Annotated in this window: 25 protein-coding genes; all 25 read left to right on the top strand. The window is 42.1% G+C overall.

The features are described from left to right. Nucleotides 1-350 precede the first annotated feature (350 nt). The 25 genes from E0E47_RS05120 to E0E47_RS05000 all read left to right on the top strand — a co-directional run bounded on the left by E0E47_RS05120 (nt 351) and on the right by E0E47_RS05000 (nt 23,470). Nucleotides 351-650 carry a hypothetical protein gene (locus E0E47_RS05120; protein ID WP_130893083.1) on the top strand — a complete coding sequence of 100 codons (300 nt, stop codon included), beginning with the start codon at nt 351-353 and terminating at the stop codon, nt 648-650. A gap of 91 nt (nt 651-741) precedes the next feature. Continuing rightward, nucleotides 742-1,089 (top strand): type II toxin-antitoxin system RelE/ParE family toxin, encoded by a 348-nt coding sequence (locus E0E47_RS05115; protein ID WP_130893082.1) that lies wholly within the window; start codon nt 742-744, stop codon nt 1,087-1,089. A gap of 6 nt (nt 1,090-1,095) precedes the next feature. Beyond that, nucleotides 1,096-1,425, top strand: a complete 330-nt coding sequence (locus tag E0E47_RS05110) for a helix-turn-helix domain-containing protein (RefSeq protein ID WP_130893081.1) — start codon at nt 1,096-1,098, stop codon at nt 1,423-1,425. 151 nt (nt 1,426-1,576) lie between these two features. Further along, the gene (locus E0E47_RS05105) at nt 1,577-2,986 is read left to right on the top strand and encodes a phage portal protein (RefSeq protein WP_130893080.1); all 1,410 of its coding nucleotides are present in this window, start codon (nt 1,577-1,579) and stop codon (nt 2,984-2,986) included. 23 nt (nt 2,987-3,009) lie between these two features. Then, nucleotides 3,010-3,609 (top strand): collagen-like triple helix repeat-containing protein, encoded by a 600-nt coding sequence (locus tag E0E47_RS05100; RefSeq protein WP_130893079.1) that lies wholly within the window; start codon nt 3,010-3,012, stop codon nt 3,607-3,609. Between the two features lie 16 nt (nt 3,610-3,625). After that, entirely contained in the window at nt 3,626-4,330 is a 705-nt protein-coding gene (locus E0E47_RS05095) for a DUF2829 domain-containing protein (protein WP_130893078.1), read from the top strand. 78 nt (nt 4,331-4,408) lie between these two features. Next, nucleotides 4,409-4,771: a hypothetical protein gene (locus E0E47_RS05090; protein ID WP_130893077.1), complete on the top strand. Its 363-nt coding sequence runs from the start codon at nt 4,409-4,411 to the stop codon at nt 4,769-4,771. 6 nt (nt 4,772-4,777) lie between these two features. Beyond that, nucleotides 4,778-6,382: a hypothetical protein gene (locus E0E47_RS05085; protein WP_130893076.1), complete on the top strand. Its 1,605-nt coding sequence runs from the start codon at nt 4,778-4,780 to the stop codon at nt 6,380-6,382. A gap of 24 nt (nt 6,383-6,406) precedes the next feature. Continuing rightward, nucleotides 6,407-6,634, top strand: coding sequence for a hypothetical protein (locus E0E47_RS05080; RefSeq protein WP_130893075.1), 228 nt, complete (start codon nt 6,407-6,409; stop codon nt 6,632-6,634). Then, nucleotides 6,621-7,052 (top strand): HD domain-containing protein, encoded by a 432-nt coding sequence (locus tag E0E47_RS05075; protein WP_130893074.1) that lies wholly within the window; start codon nt 6,621-6,623, stop codon nt 7,050-7,052. Before E0E47_RS05080 ends, E0E47_RS05075 begins: the two co-directional genes overlap by 14 nt. Nucleotides 7,053-7,254: 202 nt before the next feature. Beyond that, on the top strand, nt 7,255-7,539 hold the full coding sequence (locus tag E0E47_RS05070) for a hypothetical protein (RefSeq protein WP_130893073.1): 285 nt from the start codon (nt 7,255-7,257) through the stop codon (nt 7,537-7,539). Between the two features lie 42 nt (nt 7,540-7,581). Then, nucleotides 7,582-8,022 (top strand): JAB domain-containing protein, encoded by a 441-nt coding sequence (locus E0E47_RS05065; protein ID WP_130893072.1) that lies wholly within the window; start codon nt 7,582-7,584, stop codon nt 8,020-8,022. Nucleotides 8,023-8,405: 383 nt separating this feature from the next. After that, complete coding sequence (locus E0E47_RS05060; RefSeq protein ID WP_232038337.1) at nt 8,406-9,086, top strand: hypothetical protein; 681 nt, start codon at nt 8,406-8,408, stop codon at nt 9,084-9,086. A 19-nt stretch (nt 9,087-9,105) separates the two neighbouring features. Continuing rightward, nucleotides 9,106-9,501, top strand: a complete 396-nt coding sequence (locus tag E0E47_RS05055; RefSeq protein WP_130893070.1) for a hypothetical protein — start codon at nt 9,106-9,108, stop codon at nt 9,499-9,501. A gap of 15 nt (nt 9,502-9,516) precedes the next feature. After that, entirely contained in the window at nt 9,517-10,884 is a 1,368-nt protein-coding gene (locus tag E0E47_RS05050) for a major capsid protein (RefSeq protein WP_130893069.1), read from the top strand. Nucleotides 10,885-10,887: 3 nt separating this feature from the next. Beyond that, entirely contained in the window at nt 10,888-11,217 is a 330-nt protein-coding gene (locus tag E0E47_RS05045) for a hypothetical protein (protein ID WP_130893068.1), read from the top strand. A 4-nt stretch (nt 11,218-11,221) separates the two neighbouring features. Continuing rightward, on the top strand, nt 11,222-11,548 hold the full coding sequence (locus E0E47_RS05040) for a hypothetical protein (RefSeq protein WP_130893067.1): 327 nt from the start codon (nt 11,222-11,224) through the stop codon (nt 11,546-11,548). Continuing rightward, the gene (locus E0E47_RS05035; protein WP_130893066.1) at nt 11,539-12,000 is read left to right on the top strand and encodes a hypothetical protein; all 462 of its coding nucleotides are present in this window, start codon (nt 11,539-11,541) and stop codon (nt 11,998-12,000) included. Before E0E47_RS05040 ends, E0E47_RS05035 begins: the two co-directional genes overlap by 10 nt. Further along, the gene (locus E0E47_RS05030) at nt 11,997-12,425 is read left to right on the top strand and encodes a hypothetical protein (protein ID WP_130893065.1); all 429 of its coding nucleotides are present in this window, start codon (nt 11,997-11,999) and stop codon (nt 12,423-12,425) included. Before E0E47_RS05035 ends, E0E47_RS05030 begins: the two co-directional genes overlap by 4 nt. Before the next feature lie 22 nt (nt 12,426-12,447). After that, nucleotides 12,448-12,936: a hypothetical protein gene (locus E0E47_RS05025; RefSeq protein ID WP_197730272.1), complete on the top strand. Its 489-nt coding sequence runs from the start codon at nt 12,448-12,450 to the stop codon at nt 12,934-12,936. A 140-nt stretch (nt 12,937-13,076) separates the two neighbouring features. Then, nucleotides 13,077-13,790, top strand: coding sequence for a hypothetical protein (locus E0E47_RS05020; RefSeq protein WP_130893064.1), 714 nt, complete (start codon nt 13,077-13,079; stop codon nt 13,788-13,790). Between the two features lie 61 nt (nt 13,791-13,851). Then, a complete protein-coding gene (locus E0E47_RS05015) occupies nt 13,852-17,940 on the top strand; it encodes a tape measure protein (protein WP_130893063.1) in 4,089 nt (1,362 codons plus the stop codon). 2 nt (nt 17,941-17,942) lie between these two features. Beyond that, nucleotides 17,943-18,371 (top strand): hypothetical protein, encoded by a 429-nt coding sequence (locus tag E0E47_RS05010; RefSeq protein WP_130893062.1) that lies wholly within the window; start codon nt 17,943-17,945, stop codon nt 18,369-18,371. Between the two features lie 78 nt (nt 18,372-18,449). Beyond that, nucleotides 18,450-22,610 (top strand): hypothetical protein, encoded by a 4,161-nt coding sequence (locus E0E47_RS05005; protein WP_130892502.1) that lies wholly within the window; start codon nt 18,450-18,452, stop codon nt 22,608-22,610. A gap of 20 nt (nt 22,611-22,630) precedes the next feature. Next, entirely contained in the window at nt 22,631-23,470 is an 840-nt protein-coding gene (locus E0E47_RS05000) for a hypothetical protein (protein ID WP_130892501.1), read from the top strand.

Here is a 23,470-nt window from a genome sequence, read left to right as displayed (position 1 = left end):
GCTTGTGAAAGTCGGAGCATTTTTGTGCCTGTCCACATCAATAGTAAGCAAAAGTTAAACTTCTGATTATAAATAATTTAGCGATGTGGATATTTGGCTAATACGCTAAAAATGAGTAACTTTACATATCAAATTAAAGAAACATATAATACTAACAATTAAAAGTCGAGAGTAATGAAAACTTATACTAAAGAACAGTTGTTGGCAAAAGCTGTTAAAATCGGTTGTAATAAATCTGAGGCAAAGAAGTCAATTGAACGTAATTACCATTTATACATTGAATATCATTCAGATTACAGCTTGTCTAAAGCGGTAAGGTACTTGGTTTGCATCTGTTATTAAAACCTTATATGATGAAAGTATATAATCAAAATGGAGAATTGGTAGCGGAAGGCTATTTGGTACCTAATCCTGATTTCATTTCTAAAGGCGAATACAAAGAAACAGAACTGGACAAATATAAACGTAGCGTTGATTTTCTGATAATGAGTTGTGGGAACAGGTATGAAATTATCTTCAATAAACCTGTTGTTCTTAAAGAAACACGTTCTATCAAGCGTATAGGTAGTGACGGACAATATGCGTACCTTGTTACAGAAAAAGCGTTAGATAATCTGAAGCTGCAATATACATACGCTTGTGATTTTTGAACAGTGCTATATAAGGTAAAAATAGATTTTAGACGCGGTTGTATCGCTTTTTAGAAACAAATTACTATCTTTGCACTATAAACTAAAAACGATGAGGAAACATCCAAAAGTTATAATGACTGATGAAGCAGATGCTTTTCTAAAATCTCTTTCAGTTCAGGCTCAAAAAAAGATAGCATACAATGTCATGAAAGTAGAACAAGGTGTAATGGATAATGAAGTTTACAAGAAGTTGGAAGGAAGTAACATCTGGGAACTTCGTACGTTGTTTAACGGGATAAAATACCGACTGTTCACATTTTGGGATACAGACATTGATGCTTTGATAATCGCAACGCATGGGATTATCAAAAAGACCCAGAAGACACCGGATAAGGAGATAGAAAGAGCGGAAGCGATAAGAAAGGAATATTTCAGTAAGAAGGATAAAAATAAGTAGTATAATATGGCACAGATGAATTTACATTCTTTCGATGATTACAAGGACGAACTATTTGGAAAGGTAGGTACGCCTGAACGTGACGCAGTAGAAGCCCAGCTCAAAGAAGAAGTAGAAAATTACTTTGTAGGAGAAGCTATACGGAATGCGCGTCTTGCTCAGAAACTCACTCAAGAGCAATTGGGTGAGAAGATTGGCGTGCAAAGGGCACAAATATCAAAATTTGAAAAAGGCAAGAGTATAACCCTTACATCTATGAGGAAAATTTTTAAAGCACTCGGAATAACTACAGCAACCCTTGATTTAGGAAATGCCGGAAAGATTGCTTTATGGTAGAATTTGACGGATAAAACTTATAATATTATAATAACGCAATTACTTTGATAGTTGCGTTTTCTTTTTTATAAAAACGATTGTTATTCAATCGAAATTTATAACTTTGCAGAAGTTATAACCATCACCGTATGAAGGAGTACGATACTAGTCTATGGACGAAATCACCGCTATATTAGACAGCAATAGGTCTGCTGATAACATCATCAACGATTTGAAAGAAAAGTCTGTTGATGTTCCATCTTGGGATTGTCTGATTAAATCCTACGAACCCACTTTACATGATATTATAACAGACCATGTGGAGCGTAAGGACAAATACGACAAAGACGGCAATCTGATAGGTAAAGCCGCACGCATCTATGTCGGTTTGGAGAAACTTCTCACCAAGCGCATGACGGAATTTATGTTCGCCATCCCAGTCAAGCGCATTTACCATAACATTGAAGGCAATGAAACGCGGCAACAGATAGCCAAGGCCATTGAAGCCATTTACAAGTATGCACGCGTTGATAGCGAGAACATCCGGCGCGGCACGGCTTATTTCGCCTCTTGCGAGGTGTTCACCATCTGGTACGTGGTGAAGAAGCCCAACACGTTGTACGGATTTCCTAGCCAGTATAAGCTGAAGTGCAAGACCTATTCACCGATGGATGGCGTGAAACTCTATCCGTTATTCAACGAATTAGACGATATGCTGGCTATGTCCTTTGAGTATAAGAAAAAAGTCAAGGACAAGGAAGTGACGATATTCGAGACTTACACGGCCGAGCGGTATTACAAGTGGAAGCAGGAGGGCGAAGGGTGGACATCGGTTGCCAATTCCGAGGAAATAAAACTGCTAAAAATTCCCGGAGTATACGCTTTCCGACCTGTTCCTATCTACTGGGGATTGACCCGCATCCGTGAAGAACTGGAATACACCCTGTCGCGCAACTCCGACGTGATAGCCTACAACGCGGCACCGGTATTGAAAATCGCAGGTGAAATAAAAGGAAACGAAATGAAAGGCGAAAGCCGTAGGGTGTACCGTGTGGAGAACAATGGCGATGTTTCATACGTCTCTTGGTCGCAATCCATCGAAGCACTGAAATACCACGTGGACACCCTGCTGAAGTTCTACTGGATGCAGGCACAAATGCCCGACGTGTCGTTCGACAACATGATGTCCTTGGGCAACATCGGATACGATGCCCGGCAGATGCTGCTAACGGACGCACATCTGAAAGTGGGCGACGAGAGCGGCACTTGGATCGAGTTCTTCGATAGGGAAGCAAGCGTGGTGAAAGAGTATGTGAAACACATGAACAAAGCATGGGCTCGTGAGGTGGACAACGTAGAAGTGGAAAACGTCATCACGCCCTTCATTCAGCAGGACGAGGATGCGGTGGCTGACCGCTTGCTCAAGCTGAACGGGGGCAAGCCCATCATGTCGCAACTAGAGTCCATCGGGCAGGCCGGATATTCTAACGATGCGCAATCGACATTGGAACAGATACAGAAAGAAGAAGTCGCCACATCACAAAACAGGATAAGCAACTTGTTTGAAACAGGGGCACAATAACATCTAATCAAATTATCATCAATATGGAAAGTATTTTATTCAGCGAAAAGGGCGGCTTGTACGTGGCCGACTTCGCATCAAAAGGGAAGTGTGTGATTCAGGTGGACAACGGCACGGCGGACGACTTGGCATTTTACCGTCACATGCCCGGCATGGAGCCGAGTTCTTACGACCGGTTGGAGTTCGATTGCCGAAAACGGGTGTTTGATTTGGACGTGCCCGCCGGAATGATGATACGCATCATCAGCAAGACGCAGGTCAAAGCTGCTAAAATGGTAATCGTACAGTCGGAAGGCGGAAATGGCGGACAGGCTATTGCTGGAGCTACGGCAAGCGTGGATGGCAATACTGGTGTGCCGAGTATTGAGGTGTCATTGCAAGAAGGCAATCTCAACTTCGAGTTTAAGAACCTCAAAGGTGAGAAAGGTGAAAACGGCAAAAATGGGCAAGATGGTGTGCCTGGAGCCGCAGGCAAGGACGGTGCTGACGGCGCGAAAGGAGCAACGGGCGCAAAAATCACCTCCATCGAGCTGAATATTACCGGAACTACCATTTCAGGTACGGCACATTTGGACGATGAAAGCACCGCGGCTATTACTGGTACATATACTTCCGGAGAATGATTAAATCTTTATAGATATGAAAAAGTACATTGGAACAAAACAGGTTGAAGCCGAACCTATGAAATTAGGCGACTTCGTACAAAAAACTGGTAGAAACCCCTATGGTAATGACATTGAAAACCATGAAGAGACTGAGTTTGGTTATCATGTTCGTTATGAAGATGGCTATGAAAGTTGGTCTCCTAAAGATGTGTTTGAAAACGCTTACAAACTAGCAGATACGCCGCTTGACCGTATGCTTATCGAGGGAAACGAGTTGTCTAGCCGGCTTTCAGGATTGAAGAACTTTGTCCTTAGTAGTAAATTTGAAGAACTTGATGATGATACAAGAGCCATGCTTTTGGCGCAAACAGGGATTATGAAAGATTACCAACATCTTCTTAATATCCGTTACACAAAAATGGAAAACGGAAATGGTGGATGTAACAATTTACCGTTTGGTATAGCTATATCCTTGTTATGCGCAGGATTTGCACTTCGCAGAAATGGATGGAACGGCAAAGGTTTATTTGTAGTCAAGCAAGTTCCTGCACGCATCAACAGCGATATTATCCCGAAGATGCAATCACTTTCACAATCAGCGAAAGACCTTATTATGAAAGGCAGGAAATTCATTTGCTACACAGACCAGTGCCTTATCTACAATGAGAATACAGGACGTGCCGATTCATGGGTTCCGTCTATTAGTGATGTGTTTGCCGAAGATTGGGAGATTGTGTAATAACTTGTCTGACAAGTTGTAGAATAAGTAAAGGTAGCGTAAGTTCAGACTTGCGCTACTGGCTTAAATATCCGTTTTATGAAAGTTCAAGTTGAAAATATGACATTCGCTGAAAGCGAATATCATCGTGGCAATAAGATTTGGAATGCTCAAACTCTCTATGATTTTGCAAAGATAAAAGAATATCCTATACTTGATATGCCTTTGTGGAATATTGATTTAACGGCAGAACCATTTGAGTGTAATCAACTTCATAGTTTTATCTTTCAGTGTAAACGAGTGCTCGATTGCTCACTTGATTACCCTATCATATTAGATAATGTCGGGCAAATAGCAGATGGTTATCACCGCTTATGTAAAGCTATTCTTGAAGGAAAAGAAACAATCAAAGCTATTCGATTATTGGAGATGCCTGCACCAGATAGAATTGAGAACGAATAATATACAATGGCGAAACCTAAAACTCCCAATCAAAAGCGAAAATACAGCGAACTGAATACTCGGCTTGCCAAGTATATTACGCTCGTGGAATCCATCTATGAAGATTTGAATTTGGAGGCCGCTCGAATAATCGGAATTACTGATTATTCGAGCGATAATGAAAAACTGTTCAAATGGTCGGACTATCCACAAACGAAAAAACGTATCAAGGATTTACAAAAACGGTTTGTCGAAGACATTAATACGATCATTTATAGCGGAACGTCCGAAGAATGGAAGAACAGCAACGAGGCGCAAGACTTGTTGGCAAACAAAGTCTTGCAGGCATACGATGCTACGATTGACAAAGAAAAGTACAAGGTCTTCTACCAAACTAACAGTAACGCACTGCAAGCATTTCAGAACCGTACAGACAAAGGCTTCACTATTTCGGATAAACTGTGGAATCAGTCTGCTTTGTACAAGCAAGAACTTGAAGATGCTATATCGTGCGCCATTCAGAAAGGAACAAGTGCGGTTACATTGAGTAAGCGAATATCCAAATACCTGCTTGACTTTCCAAGATTACAAAAGGATTACAAGGAAAGATTTGGCAAAGCAAGTAAAGCTGTGGATTGTGAATACCGCTCTTTGCGTTTGGCTGCTTCCGAAGTCAACATGGCCTACCGCACGGCAGAGAACGAACGTTGGAAACAGTTTGATTTTGTGGTAGGGTATGAAATCAAGTTAAGCAACACCCACCCTGAACACGATATTTGCGACATGCTTGCAGGTAAATATCCAAAAGATTTTGTATGGACTGGTTGGCATCCGCTTGATAGATGTTATAAGATACCAATTCTAAAGACGGAGGAAGAGTTTTGGGAATGGGATGGGCGTAGTGAAACTGACACTACAAGCGTGAATAAGGTGAAAGACGTACCGGACGGATTTAAAAAGTGGGTGCTTGACAATCAGGAAAGAATTAAAGAAGCAAAGAAACGAAACACTTTACCGTACTTTTTGCGTGACAACAAATCCGTCTATCAGAAAGTGACAGTTGAAGGTTCTGTTTCGGAAGTCGTAAAGCGTGCATCATCAGTAGGTAATGAGGTGCAGGCTTTTGCTGAACGAATAGCATTCAAGAATAAAGGTTTCGTAACTCCCGTAAATTTCAAGAGTGCTGCATCCATCACAAGAAAGGTCACAACTGAAAATATAACCCCATACGATATAAAGGATGCTGTAAGGACTACTATCATAGTACCCAAAGGTCAGATAGAAAATGTTCTAGCTGAGCTATCCGACATGAATGTGTTCTTAAGGCTTAAAAGGCAAAGACCGGAATCTTTTATGGGATATAGCGGAAACATTGTAAATATTAAAACTTCGGATGGGCTTACAGCAGAAATACAGGTCAATACAGAACGAATGATTTATGCGAAAGAAAAACCAGAGGATGCCAAACGCATTCTTGGCGAGAAACGCTGGAAAGAGATACAGGAGCAAACCGGCATGGAAGGAGGGCTTGGACATAAATATTACGAAGAATGGCGCGTTCTTGATAAGGCAAGCAATGAGGCGCAAAAAATAGCTCAAAAATCAATTGAATATTATAGGCATTTCCAATAAAAATAACTATCTTTACATATAAATATGAACCAAAAGATTCTACAAAAAAGACTACAGGTCGGAGAAATCATTTATTTATTAGATGATTTTGAAGAAGCGGTAGTGCGGCTTGTATATGAAGATGATAGAACAAAATCATTCCTTAAACATAGAGGTCGCAAAGAGATTGAATTACCACAATCAAATGAAACAATTTGCAACGTAATTCTTGGTGGTAAAGAAATATCCAAATACGAATATGACAGTTACTAATCCTTTATTAGAAAAAGCTCTCCAGATAGCAGCTAAAGCTCATGAAGGGCAAGTAGACAAAGCTAGAGCAGCCTATATTTTTCATCCTATTCGTGTGTCCAACCGTTGTAAGACCGATGATGAGCGTATTGTTGCTTTGTTGCACGATACGATAGAAGATACAAACATCACACCTGAATATTTGCTTTCAGAAGGATTCCCTCGTAATATTGTAGATGCGATACTGTCTGTCACCCGTAATGAAGAAGAAAGCTATGAAGATTTTGTTAAACGTTCATACCTCAGTCCTATTGGCCGCCAAGTGAAAATACACGACTTGGAAGATAACATGGATATTACTCGGCTGGAGCAAATCACGGAGAAGGATTTGGCGAGATTGAATAAATACCTCAAAGCATATAGGTATTTGATAGGATAAAATTTCTGTTTATTTTTAGATGTTAGAGTGGCTTTTAAGTCGCTCTTTTTTTGTATCTGTTTACGCTCAAAGTGAGCAAAAGTTAAACTTCTGATTATGAGTAAATTACTTGTGTAGATATTTTGTTAACTCGCTGAAAATGAGTATCTTTATATATCAAATAAAAGAAACATATAATACTAATAATTAAAAGACAAGAGCAATGAAAGCAACAAACCTTTTCAATTATAAAAAAGAAGATTTTGAGACTGTTGAATCGTTCTCAAAAAGGGTATATGAAACAGCAAAGAGGTACAGACGTTCTTTACATTTTACACCGCAAGAAAGCTATAATGTATTGATGATATTGGCAAGATATTATAAAGAAAGCACATCCGATATTCTTTCTGCTATAAGAGATATAGAATGGAATCATCCATCTAAGAAATATCGTATACAATGGGTGAAATGCTTGGCGGAACATTACTTAGTGATAGATAAAAGATAAGTTTAACCGGTAGGGCAAAAGCCCTACACAATATAAAGAGCAATGAAAAAGAAAGCCGTAGAATACAGCATAACAGCAAAGAAACAAGATTTTGAAATAATCAAAGTACGTTCTTCAGAAGATGCGTTTAATTTTTCCAGAAAGTTCTATCACGAAGATGTATTAATCTATGAAAGTGCTTTTATTATTTTATTGAATCAGGCCAATAACATAACAGGGTATGCTAAAATATCACAAGGTGGAATAAGCCAAACTTTAGTAGATAGAAGGATTATAGCCAAATACGCTATTGATGCGCTTTCTTCGGCTGTAATCTTCGTACACAATCACCCATCAGGAAACATAAAACCAAGCCAAGAGGATATAAAGCTTTCTGATGAAATAAAGAAAGGACTTGACCTCTTTGGTATAAAATTACTTGATAGCATTATAATCAGTGATGATAAATACTACTCGATGTTAGACGAAGGGATATTAATATAAACGGCCACAATGACAAGACAATAATAGTGCGTTTGGGCTTCGGCCAACGTTTCTTGAAGTGTACCTGATAGATTTCAGTCTATCAGGTATCGCTGTAATGGGTGATTAAGAACAAAATACTACTCTTTCGTAAAAAAATATATATTATATGTTTGTTTTTCAATCATTTTTATTATCTTTGTCATAAGAAATGCGTATGAAGATGTACGCCACAGAACTTGTCGTTGTGATATATTGCAAATGCAAGCAAAATCACATTTAAACCTTCCATTGTTTGAGGTTAGTTCTACACGGATAGTCTGTTGGCATACGTTGCTGCGCAGGCTATTCGTGTTTTTAACTAAATGTATTGTACAATGGACAGAAAACAAAAAGTTCTATTGATGTTGAAACCGAAAGTGAAGGCGTTCGGGTTCAATAAAAAGGAGCTGATGGGTATCGCCGCTAAAATTGCCGATAACCTGACCTCCGCAGAAGATGCCTTAGATGAGGATGTAAACGCAGAAGTCGAAGAACGAATTGATGCGGTTCTCCCATTCCTGCAAGTCAGCCAGTCCTATGCCAATCGTCTTGCTGAAGACGCACGCAGAAAGAATGATGACGATGAAACCGATGACGAAGATGATAATAACGAACCACAAAAAAATAATCGTCAACCGGGTTCAAACAAAAACAATTCCCAAAACAACGAAAAGAATGATGATGCTCCGGCATGGGCAAAAGGGTTGCTCGACAAAGTGGACAGCCTCACCAACGAGATTTCTGTATTGAAAGGCGAGAAGGTCGCTACGTCAAGAAAATCCAAACTCAATGAGTTGCTCAAAAATTCGGGTTCTTTCGGCAGTCGTATCCTTAAGAGTTTCGACCGCATGAAGTTTGAAACCGATGAGGAGTTTGAGGAGTTCTATTCCGAAGTGGAGGAAGACCTGAAGAATTACAACCAAGAACGTGCGGATGCGGGTTTGGCTACATTGGCAAACCCTCCTGCTGCCGGTGGTAAGGGTTCAGGAAAACAAGATGAGCCATTTAGCGATGCTGAAATAGACGCTTTGGCTGATTTGTAAAACTAAAAATGAATTTAACATGAGCGTAGTAGATGTAGGAACAATTGAATCGTTTGGGTTTGGTAATGACCCGATAGTCATTCGCAAATACATTGCTGGGATTCAAGGCGGCAAAGTATTGGATGTAAGTGATTTTAAAGGAGAATATATACGTGCCGGACACGTAATTATTCACGATACGGAAAATGACACATATAAGCCTATGCCCGTAAATTCTGTCGGGGATACTTATGAAAGTTTGCCGGGTAGTCATGAATACGTAGGTGTATGTGGTGCTACTAAATCTGTGAAAGAACCCTTCGTGTCGATTATGCACACCGGAGTTGTGAATGATATGGCAAGCCCTTATCCGCTTGATACCATCAAAGCTGCCTTGAAAGCGGCTGTTCCAACCCTTGTTTTTGAACATGATTAAAAAAGGAGGTAACTTATGAATGAATCATTATTTGCAAAATATGTCGCCAAGTTCTTCCCGAAGTTGCAGCGGCTTATTGAAAAGGTGAACGGTAAGAGAAACGGGAAGCTCACTTATCTGCATAAAGGTGAGAATGCTATGCTTCGTACAGAGTTTTCACCGGACAACAAATGGGAAAGTACGTCTGTGAACACGACTTATGTCGCAGCGGATTTTGTTGCGGTGGATTCGGAACTTCCAATCAAGTCTCGTGACAGTATCGCTTCCGCCAACGGGAAGCTTCCCAAAATCGGAATGTCAAAAATCTTAAAGGAATCCGACATCAATAACATCAATGTCATGGAAGCTCAGGGAGGTAACGCCCAGAACATAGCCAAGAAGCTGTCGGACGATCCTGTCGCATGTTCTGTCGGAATTGACGAGCGCAATGAGTATAACTTCTTGTTTGCTTTGTCCAACGGGTATGTTGCAATCAAAGACGAAGACACTCCGGACGCATTACTGCGTTTGAACTTCAATTATTTCCCTAAGAACACGTTTGGAGCGACAGTCAAAAATGAAATTTCTCTTGAAGACATCAAGCGTGTGATTGCAAAGGCGGATGCGGACGGCAACACGATTATCGAAATCTGCATTGCCAAGTCAATGTTTGATAAACTCCGTCAGACTCAGGGTGCAAAAGAATTAGTTGCAAACTACAATGGACAGTCATTTACGGCTGAAACGATTTTGCCCACTCCGACGGCCTCTAAATTTAACGAGGCTTTTGCCGATGACAATAACGGTATCGCCTTTAAAGTGATAGACCGATCTGTTATTTTTGAGCAGGATGGCAAAAAGCGTTCCGTGAAACCTTGGAATGCCAACCGCCTTGTATTCATTTGCAACGAGGTTGTCGGTACGTTGGTCTACGGTCGTCTGGCCGAGCAGTCCAATCCGGTGAAGAATGTAATCTATCAGTTGGTGGACACGTTCAAACTGATTTCCAAGTATTCGCTTGTGAATCCGTTGCGTGAGATTACTTCCGGTCAGGCTTTTGTCGCTCCCATTATTGAGGATGTAGACCAGATTTACATCCTTGATGTTTCAGAAGCGCAAGTAGTGGATACAACAGAGGATGTAGACCAGATTTACATCCTTGATGTTTCAGAAGCGCAAGTAGTGGATACAACAGCGGAAGGTTCTGATTCAAGCGATGTGAAAATCACCATTTGGGGGCAGGCTTACAAGAAACCGGAGTTTGTCAAGGAGTTCAATAAAATCACCGGCAAAAACCTCGCTACAAACATTGCAGACGATAAGTTGATTGCTGCCGTGAATAAATTGAATGATTCTGACGAAGCGATTCTTAAAGCCGCAGTAGAAACTCATAAATCAGCATAAGTTATGAAGACAATCCAACAAGCACTGAAAGATGCAATACATTACGATATTTCTGTCGGATTTATTGAAAATGCTTTGATTTACCGTTCTCTTGATGGTGAAGAAGAGTGTACATCTGAGGTTATGCACTCAGAATCGTATCGCGGTGCTTTTGCGGATTGTCTTTGGTCTTTGGTTCAAGCTGTCAATTTCTCCGAAGCGGACAAATCGGTCGGTAGTTTATCCGATAAGCAACTGATTGCTATTCTGAATGAAGCCAATTCCATTTACCAATCCATTGGTGAGCCAGTGAAGGAGTTGGAAGCAAAACCAACGGTCTATATTGGAGGATAAGCGTATGTCTGTAGTGGATTTTAAACCGCATAAGTTACAATATCTCGTGGCAACACCCGGATATGACGATGAGAACGGCAATTACCACGAGGGAGAAAGCCATTGGGAAGGTAATATTCCATGCGATGCAGTCCCTAACGGCAAAGCTGAAGAGAGGACTTTTGAAGACGGTGTGGTACGTAAATATTCATACACCATATATCTTCCTTCCAATAGCAAGTCGTTCGCTATTGGCGATAGGGTCAGGATTAGCTTGCTCGGAGGAATTGAGCGGGAATTTGAAGTAAAAGGTTTTCATCACTACCAAAAACAGTGCAAATTATGGGTATAAGAATGACTACCAGACTTGAGAAAGTGAATAAGGCTCTCCTGAAAGAAGCCGAACGTGTAGAACGTCTTACTGTTCGTGCGTTGGCTCGTTTGGGAGAACAATGCGTCACCAAAGTACGTGACCGTTCAGGAAAAGATAGTTGGTACGACCGAACGGGCAATCTTCGCAGTTCTGTCGGTTATGTTATTGCCAAAAATGGTAGCATAATTCAATACTCAGACTTTAATCAAGTGAAGCAAGGTTCAGAAGGTGTCAAAGAAGGCAAGGAATTGGCGGAAGAACTTGTAAAAAGGTATTCCAATGATTATGTGCTTGTTGTGGTAGCTGGAATGAATTATGCTGAACTTGTGGAAGCGATGGACAACAAGGATGTACTTGCATCAACGGACTTGTGGGCAAGAGACCAGGTGTCGAAGATGCTTGAAAAACTAAAAAGACAGATTGCTAAATGATGAAGTCGGATGTTGAAATAAAAGACTTTGTGTATCACAAAATCAAAGGGGCGGAACTTGAACGTGCCGTAACTGGGAAATTAAGCAAAAAGGGTAGACCGAATAAATCGGACAAGGAGGATATAGTCATATCAGTCCTTTCCAATGAAGGATGCGGTCAAACTCAACGGGCTTATGTGAATGTCAACATCTATGTCCGTGACAAATGGAATGCCGAAACAAAGGCATGGGAAGAAGCTACCGAACGTGTCGGTGAATTGTGCGACTTATCCAAGTTCCTTTTTTCTATACGTAAGGATGATTTTCACACAGTGCCTTCGGAATGCAGCCAAAAGACTAATCCGACAGGCGTTTCCTTCGAGGATGGGCATACCGAACATTTCATCAATAACAAACTGTATATTGAGATTAATAATGATGTTTAACTATATTAAGTGATATAGAACTATGGCTGTAATCGGATGGGGAAAACCCCGAATTTTTATCAAAGATTTGGATACTCCTTCTTCAAAATGGAAGGAAGTACCTGTTCCTGTCGAGAACTCAACACAGTTGACGGCTACAAAAGGTGAAAAGCAGGAAGCGAAAGTGGAAGGCGGTGAAAACGAAGATGTTCGTTACACCAAGAACACTTATGCGTTGGCTTATCAAATTCGTGTGGCGAAGGGCAAGACTATGCCGTTTGAGCAGAATGACGGAATCATTGCCAATAACTATGCGGTCGCTGTACAACCGGAAGATGAGACCGTTCCCGGTATTATGATTGACAAATCTACCGTATCGGCGGAAGATAGTTTCACTTCACAAGATGGCGGTATGATTACTTATACCCATGATGCTTTGAAGCCGGAAAGTGGCAATCAGGTAAAATGGGGAGTAATTAAAGTTACGGGAAGTGATGATACTCTTACCGTCACTATTGAAGAAAGTAAGTAAGTTTTCGATAGGACAACAGCCGAACGTGGGGGCTTTTGTACCCACGTGTTTTGCGCATTTGGTGTCATGGTAGCATATGAACAATCCTGTTTAAGGTTAAGGTTCGATTCCTTAGATGCGCTCTAATTCATATTAGCTTTATGGAAAATAAAGACATTGAAATGAATATCGCAGACACGATTATGGAGAAACCTATCAGTTTCACTATTGACGGTCGGCGTTTTTTGTTGTATCAACCCACGTTAGGCAAGAATTATCTAATCTCACGATTAGTAGAAGGATTAGAAATAAAGAAAGATATTCTGGCTACCAACCCCTACATGGAAGCCCTGCGATTATGCGAGAACAAGAAAGCTATAGTTTGCCGCATATTAGCGTATCATAGCCTAAAACGTAAAGAAGATATTCAGAATGAAGACAAAGTATTAGAAAGACAAAATTTCTTTTTTAAGCGGCTGAATAAGGATGAATTGGCACAGTTATTAGTCCTTACCTTTACATGGAATGACATTGAGGGGTATATCAAATATTTAGGTTTAGACAAGGAACGTGCCGTGCGCAAACGTGTTTCAGAACTAAAAAATAAAAAAGGAAACGGAAGTATTTCATTTGGAGGCAAAAGTATCTATGGCTCATTGATAGACTTTGCGTGTCAGCGTTACGGATGGTCGGTCAATTATGTTGTATGGGAAGTCAGTTATATGAATTTACAGATGCTTATGGCTGATTCCATAAATACCGTCTATTTAAGTGAGGATGAACGTAAAGAACTTAGGATGTTTGATAATAATGAAATTATTAATGGGGATGACCCACGAAATACCGATAAAATAAGGGCGATTTTTAGTGATTGATATTAAAATATAGAACAGAATTGTGTGATGATACACAATACATAATAAATCGAAAAGGCCAATGGCAGGATTGCATTTTGATATAACTGGAGACAATTCCAATTTCATGCGCAAGTTGAGAGAAACAGAGCAAGGGGTAAAGGACACGTCTAAGCAGATTGAGCGGAGTGGCATGAGCATAGAGGACATGTTCAGTCGCATGACTAAAGCGGCAACTGCATTTGGCGCAGGCTTTACCGCCAAAGAATTGGTAAGCAATATTGTAAAAGTACGTGGTGAGTTCCAACAGTTAGAAGTGGCTTTTAATACCATGCTTGGGAGCAAAGAGAAATCTGATGCCCTAATGGCTCAAATGGTGGAAACAGCCGCGACTACTCCTTTTGATTTACAAAGTGTGGCAAACGGAGCCAAGCAATTGCTCGCATACGGCGTTTCCGCCGAAGACATTAATAAAACTCTTATTCGGCTTGGCGATATTGCTGCGGGGCTTTCTATTCCATTGAATGATTTGGTGTATCTCTATGGGACTACAATGTCTCAAGGGCGTTTGTATACACAGGATTTTAATCAGTTCACAGGGCGTGGTATTCCTATGATTGCTGAATTGGCAAAACAGTTTGGTGTAGCTGAAAGCGAGGTCAGAGGGTTGGTTGAAGCAGGTAGGGTTGGTTTCCCCGAAGTGCAGAAAGTTATCGAAAGCCTTACTGATGAAGGAGGAAAATTCGGTGGCTTGATGGAAGCCCAAAGCAAAACTATTTCGGGGCAAATATCCAATATCGGTGACAGCATTTCAATGATGTTCAACGAAATCGGACAAGCCAACGAAGGTGTAATTAATGATGTTCTTGGTACCGCCTCATCTTTGGTCGAAAATTACGAGCAGGTGGGAAAAGTATTGCTTAGTCTTGTGGCTACTTATGGTACATACAAAGTAGCCGTAATGACTGTTACCGCTTTGCAAAGTTTACAGGCTTCTGGTATTGCAGCTCTCACTGTCGCAGAACGTGCTCATTATGGTTGGTTAGTATTAACTGCAAAGGCACAAAGAATTTTAAATGCAACAATGCTTGCCAATCCTTATGTGCTTGTAGCTACTTCTGTGACAGCATTAGGCATTGCTTTGTTAAATTCAGCAAATAATACGGACAAATGCCAAAAAGGAATTGATGCTTACAACAGGTCAGTTGAAGAATCTGCGAAGAAAACAGCAGAACATAAGGCTGAAATAGAGGCTCTTTTATCCGTTGCGCAAGACGAACAATCTTCCACAGATGACAGGAGGAAAGCCTTAATCCGATTAGAACAGCAATATCCTGATATATTCAAACAGTATAAGACGGAAGCAGATATGCTTCGCGATATTTTAAATATCAAAAAGTTAATTAATGAAGAAGACAAGCATCGAAAGCAGGTTGCGGATGAAGAGGAACTTCAACGGCTTAATGCTGAAATTGACAAACTTAACGAAGCTATAAAGTTTGCCTCAAAATCTGGTGCAGGGCTATCTGTACAATCACTAGCCAATGAAAGAAGCAATCTCGTTAAGCAGCGTGATTTGAAACAGGAAGAAGTCAACAAAAAGGAATATGATGAAATACTGTCAGATTTATCAGGTTATTCAAATGGGCAGCTTGAAGGTGAAATCAAAGTTAGGGAACGCTTGCTCAAACGATTAGAGAATGCACAGAAAATGGGAAAGAACCTTCGGGCAGGTAAGGTCGTTGGCGGCATATTACCCGGAATCAAGTCAAGCAATCAGTTGCAGTCCGAAAAGCAAGCGATGGAAAGGGTGTTAAATTCCCGTAATCAAGGGCAGACCACTTATCAACAAGATTTTGTAGCCGCCAAGGCCGATTGGGAAAAAGCCAAGAAAGGCTATGAAGCTATTTTAAAAGACCAAAAGGCAACTTCTAAGCAAGTGAAGGAAGCCCGTGAGAAAATGGAAGCCACAGAAAAGGCTTACAAAGACCTTGTTGGCGTAACGGGCAGTAAGCCACAAACAACCAAACAAGAAAATACTATTTCTCAACAGCAAAACCACATTTCCGAACTCGAAAGGAAGAATACCACAGACCGCATCCGCCAACAGGAAGATTTGGAGAATAAAGTGGCCCAATCTCGGATAGATGCCATGGATGAAGGTTTTGAGAAAGAGAAAGCCCAAATGGAACTCAACCATAAAAAAGAGTTGCAGGAGATTGGCCACCAACGTCAGGATTACGTCAATGCCATCATACAAATGGAAAAGGATGCCTTTGATGCCAAGGAGAAGTTGAAAGCGTCCAATGACAAGAACTATAAGACAAAAGCATTTGATTCTTCTTCCGTAAGTGTTGATACATCCGCGTTCGACATGATGGGAAAAGAGGCAAGGGAGAGGCAGAAAAAGGAAATAGCGGATTTTTACAAGGATTCCCTTTCTGAATATCAGGACTATGTCACGAAGTACAATGCCACGAGGGAAAAGTTTGCCAAGGAAAGGGAAAGATATAAGAATGCCGGTGCTTCCGGTGCCCAGTTGAAAGAAATAGATTATCAGGAAGAGGAAACGTTAAAAGCCATTGACAATGAGTTTGCCGCCCGTGAGGAAAGTTTTAATTCATGGGCTGACAACGTAATTGACTTGTCACTTGAAAAACTCCGTGAATTGCTTAATCAGGCATATCAGGAGATGATGAACATGGAAATCAGTGACCCGGACAATCCTGATTTGGCGGGCAAGAGGGCGAAAGTGGACACGCTAAGAAATGCCCTTGAAAAGAAAAAGATAGAAGAAGAGGTATCTCCCGGAAAGTCCACAAAGGATTGGGACAAGCTGTATAAAGTTCTTACCGATGTGAACGATGTATTCGAGGAGATAGGAGATACTGTAGGGGGAACATTCGGTGAAATCATCTCTTTGGCCGGAGGCATCGCGTCATCTTCATTACAAGCGGTGGGTGCCATAAAGGCGATAAATGCGGAAATGTCGGCTTTGGATAAAGCATCCACAGTACTGGCCGCCATAAGTGCCGGAATGAAAATTATATCAGGGATAGGTGGCTTCTTCAAGGAAAAGTTTGGTGCCGACTACTCGGAATATGAAGCCTTGAAATCCCAATATGATACCCTGATAGACATTTGGGACCAACTCATAGACAAGAAAATGGAGTATATTGACATTGATTACGGCATCGAGGCGCAGAAAGCCGCCGACGAAGCTGCAAGGCTTGTCAATGTACAGATAGAGCGTCAACGGCAACTCATCAAACAGTTGGCTTCAAGCGGAAGTAGTGCCGGTTCCCATTCTCTTGGATACCGTATAAATGACCGTCTTACCGCAGAAGATTACGAACGCATATCCGGCCTCGTTGGAGAGAAGATAACGGCTGAATACCAATTGTGGGACTTGTCTTCCGAACAGATGGAGAAGCTATTGACGGATGAAAGGCTTGTGTCCGTATTGGGTGAGGTGAACGGCGAGTTCATCGACTACATCCAGAACATAGCGGATTATGGGGAGCAGTTGGAAGAAATCGCCCAAAAGGAAAAAGAGGCATTGACCGGAATCGGCCTTGACGAGTTCAAAAGCGGATATGTGGATTTGCTGTCCGACTTGGATTCAACAAACGAAGACTTTGCCGACAATTTCGAGAAATATTTGCAGAATGCCATATTTTCTTCGCTTATAGCCAACAAGTATAAGGACGAAATAGAAAGCCTATATAACCAATGGGCGGCAGATTCAGAAAGTGGTGGCAAGCTTACTCCGGAGGAAGCAGAAAGGCTACGGCAAGAACAAAAAGAACTTACAGAACAAATGCTTGCCGACCGGGAACAGCTCATGAACGATTTCGGGTGGAAAACGTCAGGCGTGGCTTCCGACCGGCAGGCCAGTAGCGCGGTCAAGGTACAGGCATCCCAAGAAAGCGTGGATGAGACCAACGGAAGGCTCACGGCCATTCAGGAAATACAAAGTCAGATATTAAATAGCTTGTCACTGTTGTCAAATTTAAATTCAAATGTGGTTTCAATAAATAATTTGTTGTCAGAAATACGTAATTTGTCATTGTCTTCAAATGGGTACTTGTTTGATATACAAAAATGTAGCAAAAGCATGCTGATACAGTTTAGTGAAAAGTTAGATTCTATTATAAAATCATTAAGTTAGCCATGAAAGGTGAATTGTTTATAAATGGGAAAGATGCATATTTAGAATGGGGGATAGGTTTGGAAAATGGAGCTTTATTAACGTTGATGACTCCTCCTCCAAACAAAGATTTAATTGAAAATAAGTCAAGATTAGAACATGGAAAAAGAATGGTGATTTCTAATGTTAAAGTTGATGAGCGTACAATAACATTAGAAATTCACATGGTTGCCAAAAATAAAACTGATTTATTTTCTAAATATAATGGTTTCTGCGAAGAACTTGCAAAAGGAGTATTAGAAATAGGTACGATTTATCAACCTGATATAATTTATAGAATGCAATATTTATCTTGTGAAAAACTAAGTGGTATCGTGGATGGTATTATTAAATTTGGTTTAAGGGTATGTGAATATAATCCATCAAATAGGACTATTAATAATTCTCAATAGAAGTGATTGGATTTCAAATATTATTTGTATATTTGGCAATAAATATACTGTGTGAAGATGCACGGCCCTTTTGGTAATATGATAGAAATAAAGGATAACAACGAGGTATTAGTTTTGTCCACACCGATAGGTGTAGGAAGCAAGCGAAAATTTGAGTTGATGAAAGATGACTATATCACGCTCAAATTTTCCTTGCTTTATCCCGTCCGGTTCAAACTCGGCTGTCATACAGAGTGCGAGTTTGGCCGCTTTGAAATCATAGAAGACCAGAAGCCATCTTTCAACAATTCCACGGGCGGTTATGACTATGAGTTGAAGATGGAAGCCTCTTACATGAAGTGGAAGAACAAGGTTTTCAAGTACACCCCTGAAACGGGAGGCAATGAGGCGGCATGGGATTTGACGGCGCAACTTTCATACCATCTTGACATCTTCCTGCGCAACCTGAAAGCATGGGGATTCCAATTTAACGGTGAGGACTATGAATATGAGATAGACAATGACGTGAACGTGGATGCCTTGGTCATGCACTATTCCAACACCAACCTCATAGATGCGCTTACCTCCCTTGCGGAAGCCGCAAACTGCGAATGGTGGATTGAGGGCAAGAAAATCCGTTTCGGACGTTGTGAGAATGGGGAAGCTGTGGAAATAAGCCTTGGCGAAGAGGCAGAAACCATGAGCCTGTCCAAGAGCAGCGGTGAATATTTCACGCGCATATACGCATTCGGCTCCACGCAGAACATATCATCCCGGTACCGGAAGAAACTGGAGTTCACGGTAAAGAAGGAACCAGGTGTTTCCTTGAATGTCAATGGAGAAAATTATGCACCACTTGATTTGGATAAAGATTTGGTGGTTGGATATTTTAGAGATTCTGTAAGGAGCAGACATTCCCTTCCTGTCATTATAGAACAAGGGCAAAACATGAAGGTTGGTGTAGGAACAACACTAAGCAATGTATTTCAATTTGATTTGTATAACAGTGCAAATATTGATTCTACTAACAGATTGATTTATGGTACTGAATATAATTGCGTTCTTTCAGGTCTTCAATTTACATTCAGGCATACATCAATACCTTACAGGTTTAAAAAATTCCGTTGTTTTTTATACACGGATAAATCGTCCGACCACATATTAGACTACGAGGAAAATGTTGACGGTTTTGCGGAAAAGACTTTCAATATTCCAGATTCTCAATTAATCGTTCCAAATGGTTGTTCACGAATAATCATCAATATACAGTTTGATTGTGAAAATGGAGACGTAGAAGGTTATTGTTTCCTTGGTATAAAAGGTACTGAGACGTTTGTATCTGTTGGTGAAAGAGCTTCATCATATTTGCAATTTACAGATAACAGCCATAAATATGAGGCTGTTTTCAATCCATCATACAAGGTTTCTGAGGGTAACGCGAACGAGATTCTTTTCAACAAGCTTTGTATTCGTGGTGACATTTCTGAATTTGAGCCTTCGTCACAGGGGAGGAAAGTGGAAATTGGAAATCTCGTAAGGATGAAAATCCCCATTGGTTATTTCAATTCCGACGTTGACGGCCTTACGGTAAACGGGGTTGTACAACGCAGGCTGATGCTTCCTGAAGGCACACCGTATATAGACGTATACCCCGACATGTCACCAGACGAAGTGATAGAGGGCATCGTGACTTTCGATTACGTCTATCCACGCAAGGTGCTTTCCATATCTTCTGTTGGGGAAGAAATGATTGATGTCACGGAAGGCGAGGAAAAGAAACCCACAGGAATGAAAGTACCGGTGTATACCATCAAGACCACCGGGCTTGTGGGGTTCGACAATTCCTATGTGATTTCAGAGAAACTTACGATCACCTTCCAAACCGGAAAGCTTGCCGGACTTACATTCGGCCTTACGTTCCTTCCGGAAAAGAGTGACAATACGTCCACATGCTTTGAAATAGTGGCCAACGAGGACTACGGGGGCCGTTTGCCGGATACGGTAATAAAACCAGAGGCCGGGAATGAATTTGTCATGGCCGGATACGACACGGAATATGTTTTTGAGAACCTTGTCCCAGAAGCGGAAGAGGAACTGAAATCTGAAGCAGAGAAGTATGCCGAGAAAATCAGGAACAACATCGGCACCGTGTCGGCCAAACTCATGTCAGACTGGTCAAAGGCACGTAATGAGGCACAGGAAACACCTTGTCCTTTCGATGTAGGCCAGAAGGTAACGGTCAACAACCCCTCATTCTTCCCAAGCCCCCGTACCATGCGTGTGCTTGGCTATGAACTTGCACTTGACATTCCATGGGATTCTCCGGTGTATACCATCGGTGAAAGTGCCTCCTATTCCCGTCTTGGCGCACTTGAAGACAAGATAGATTCCATCAAACTGAACGGAAGCAGTTACTTTCCTGGAAAGGTAAGCTCTTCAACATCAGGTACAAATGTGTATTTGATAAAGAAGGACGATGAAACCGAGCCGTCGGATACAAACGCCTATTCTTCGCTAAGGACAGACAAGGAGATAAAAGAAGGGATAGAAAAGAACAACAAAGAACTGGCCAAGAAGTTCCTTTCAAAGTTAAACGATGATACCGCTTCGGGCATCATTACTTTCCTCCAAGGGCTGATAATCGGTAGTTTTTCATCCGGCGAATCCGGCGGCCAGATCTCTTCCGACGGGGCTGCGGAACTGGCCTCGCTGCTGCTTCGTGGCGACCTTTCGAGCGACAACTTTGTCACTGGGCTTCTCGGGAGCGGCTACGGATTGCTGAAAAAGAACGCGGCGGGACGCTCGTACTTTGAAGTGGACGAGTTGTACGTGCGCATGAAGGCTTATTTCGACTCGTTGGAGATAAAGCATGCTTACCATACCGGGGGCACCAACGTGCTGTCTCCTGCGGGGATGGTGTGTTCCAGGGTAATGGAAATAACGGACAATATCGTCATCGACGCGGCGGGAGAAAAAGTGTATGATTCCGAAGGCGAGCCGGTGGAGGAATTTGGTTCTGTGGGGCGTGTGACCGCATACCGCTGCTTCTTTGTGAATGACGACGGAGGCAAAAGGATTGTCAACGAGTTCAGGGTTGGCGACAATGCGCAGTGCCGCACGTTCAATATCAAAGAAGGGGTGTACGAAGGGGTATCGAACCAGTTCTACTGGAGGAGAGTGGTTGGTGTGGGCGAGGATTACATTGATTTGTCTGACGATGCGGGGGAATACATGGAGGGGAGCACCGTGCCTTTGGCGGAAGACAATATTGTCACGGTAGGGAATGCCTTTGACGCTTCCCGGCAGAATGTGGTTGTCCTCTCGGCCTACGGGGAAGATTCCCCTTACGTCGCCCAGTATGCCGGTGTGAACTCGTTTTCGCTTGAAGGGAAACTCGTGACAAGAATATCACCTCACGGGAACCTTTTCAAGGGTAATTTCGTGATGGAGGACGGAAGCGTCGTGTCGGCGAGGTTCGAGCTTTTGGACGGTGCCATCAGGAACGTGGTCACCGACTTGGAATCCCATGGCGGCAGCATTTCCAAGTTGGAGCAGAGGGCTGATGAAATCACGTCTTCGGTGGAGGACTTGGACGAGGATTTGCGGAGCGAGATAAAACAGACGGCGGATTCTGTGCATATCGGTATCAACAACGGCCTTAAGGAAGTCGGTATCGACATTGAAAAAGGGGATGTCAACATCAAGGGAGAAAATATATCGCTTGAAGGCGCGGTGACCGCCAACGGTAACTTCAAGGTGTTGGAGGACGGGAGCACCGAGTCCAAGAACGGGAAGTTCGAGGGTATTATAATTGCCAATGAAGGCATATTCAGGGGGTATGTTGGAAAATCACGTACCGTAATCACAGAAACCAACATCGGACAGTACCTGAAACCTGTTGACGGACTTGAAGGAGAATATGAAATTGATTTTGAAAAGCTTGGCGGATATGTGGTTTTCAGTGGCGAGTTCACCGAAATTCCACCATTGTACCTTCCGGGCCTGTCAGATTATTACGTGACACAAGATGAGGAAAGAAAGAATTTTATAAGGTCGCTCGTGGGACAATATGTCATAATGTACAATATGAGCAACACGGCGTTCGCCCTTTCCGGTGCTTCCTCTGAAGATTTCGACCCTACGGGCTTTACAAGCCGGACTTTGAATGTAGGGGAGTTCGCTTCATTGCAATGCCGTGCAGGCGTAATGAACGGGTACGAAGCAATATTTTGGCAGCGTAGAATAGGAAAGTTTATGTAAAAAACAAAACAATAATAGATATGGCACAATTAAACAGGACTGTGGCGGAAGTCAACCGGTTGCTTGATGAATTGGCAAGGTTGCTTGATGAGGGAGGAAGCGGCTTTGAACTGGCCAATTCCTTGTCCGACCTCCAATCTCCGGGAATGGCAACAAGCTCTTCTCTTTCCGGATTGATATTCAACACGGCAATTTCCCAAGGCATTGGCATCTGTGATTACAATGACACGACCATTCCGATGCCGGAAATGTCATCCGTCACCAAAGTGAAGTCCGTGGTTTATTATGAACGAAGCAAAAAAATCTATGCCACGGGAGAAGACGGGAAACTCCATAATAACTGGTCGGATTCCTCGGTGACGCCTTTCGCTTACCAAAAGCGTGAGTTCCTCTGCGGCTTTGACGGAAACTCTCCCATAGCGGGCAAGGTTTACCTGATGCGCCATGCCCAGACGGGGAATCTTGGACTGTACTTCTTCAATGGGAATGCAATGGTGCAACTCATCGACTTCAACGTGGTGACGGAGATGGCCAAAGGTCCCAAAGTGGAGCATGCAGACACCCTTTCGGGCATACCGGCGGACGTGGACATGGTTGACATAAGCATCAGCTCCCCACAGTCGTTAAGCATAGCCGGCACTCCCAAATCCGGGCACAGGATTGAGATATTCGTATTCTGCGAGGAAGGCACGCAATCGGTCACCTTGCCGGATGACCCGACCACATGGACCCACATCAACGGAAATACCTTTTCGTTGGACGAGATGGAGTCGGCAAAGATAGAGCTGACTTATATCGGCAGCTTATACTACACGACTGTGATGAAGAAGTATGCGGATGCTTCTTTGATTGTTAAATAA

This window comes from Paraprevotella xylaniphila YIT 11841 (genome assembly GCF_900683745.1).
GTDB lineage: Bacteria > Bacteroidota > Bacteroidia > Bacteroidales > Bacteroidaceae > Paraprevotella > Paraprevotella xylaniphila.
The sequence above is the reverse complement of the archived record's forward strand: the minus strand, read 5'-3'. Positions and strand labels throughout refer to the sequence as shown.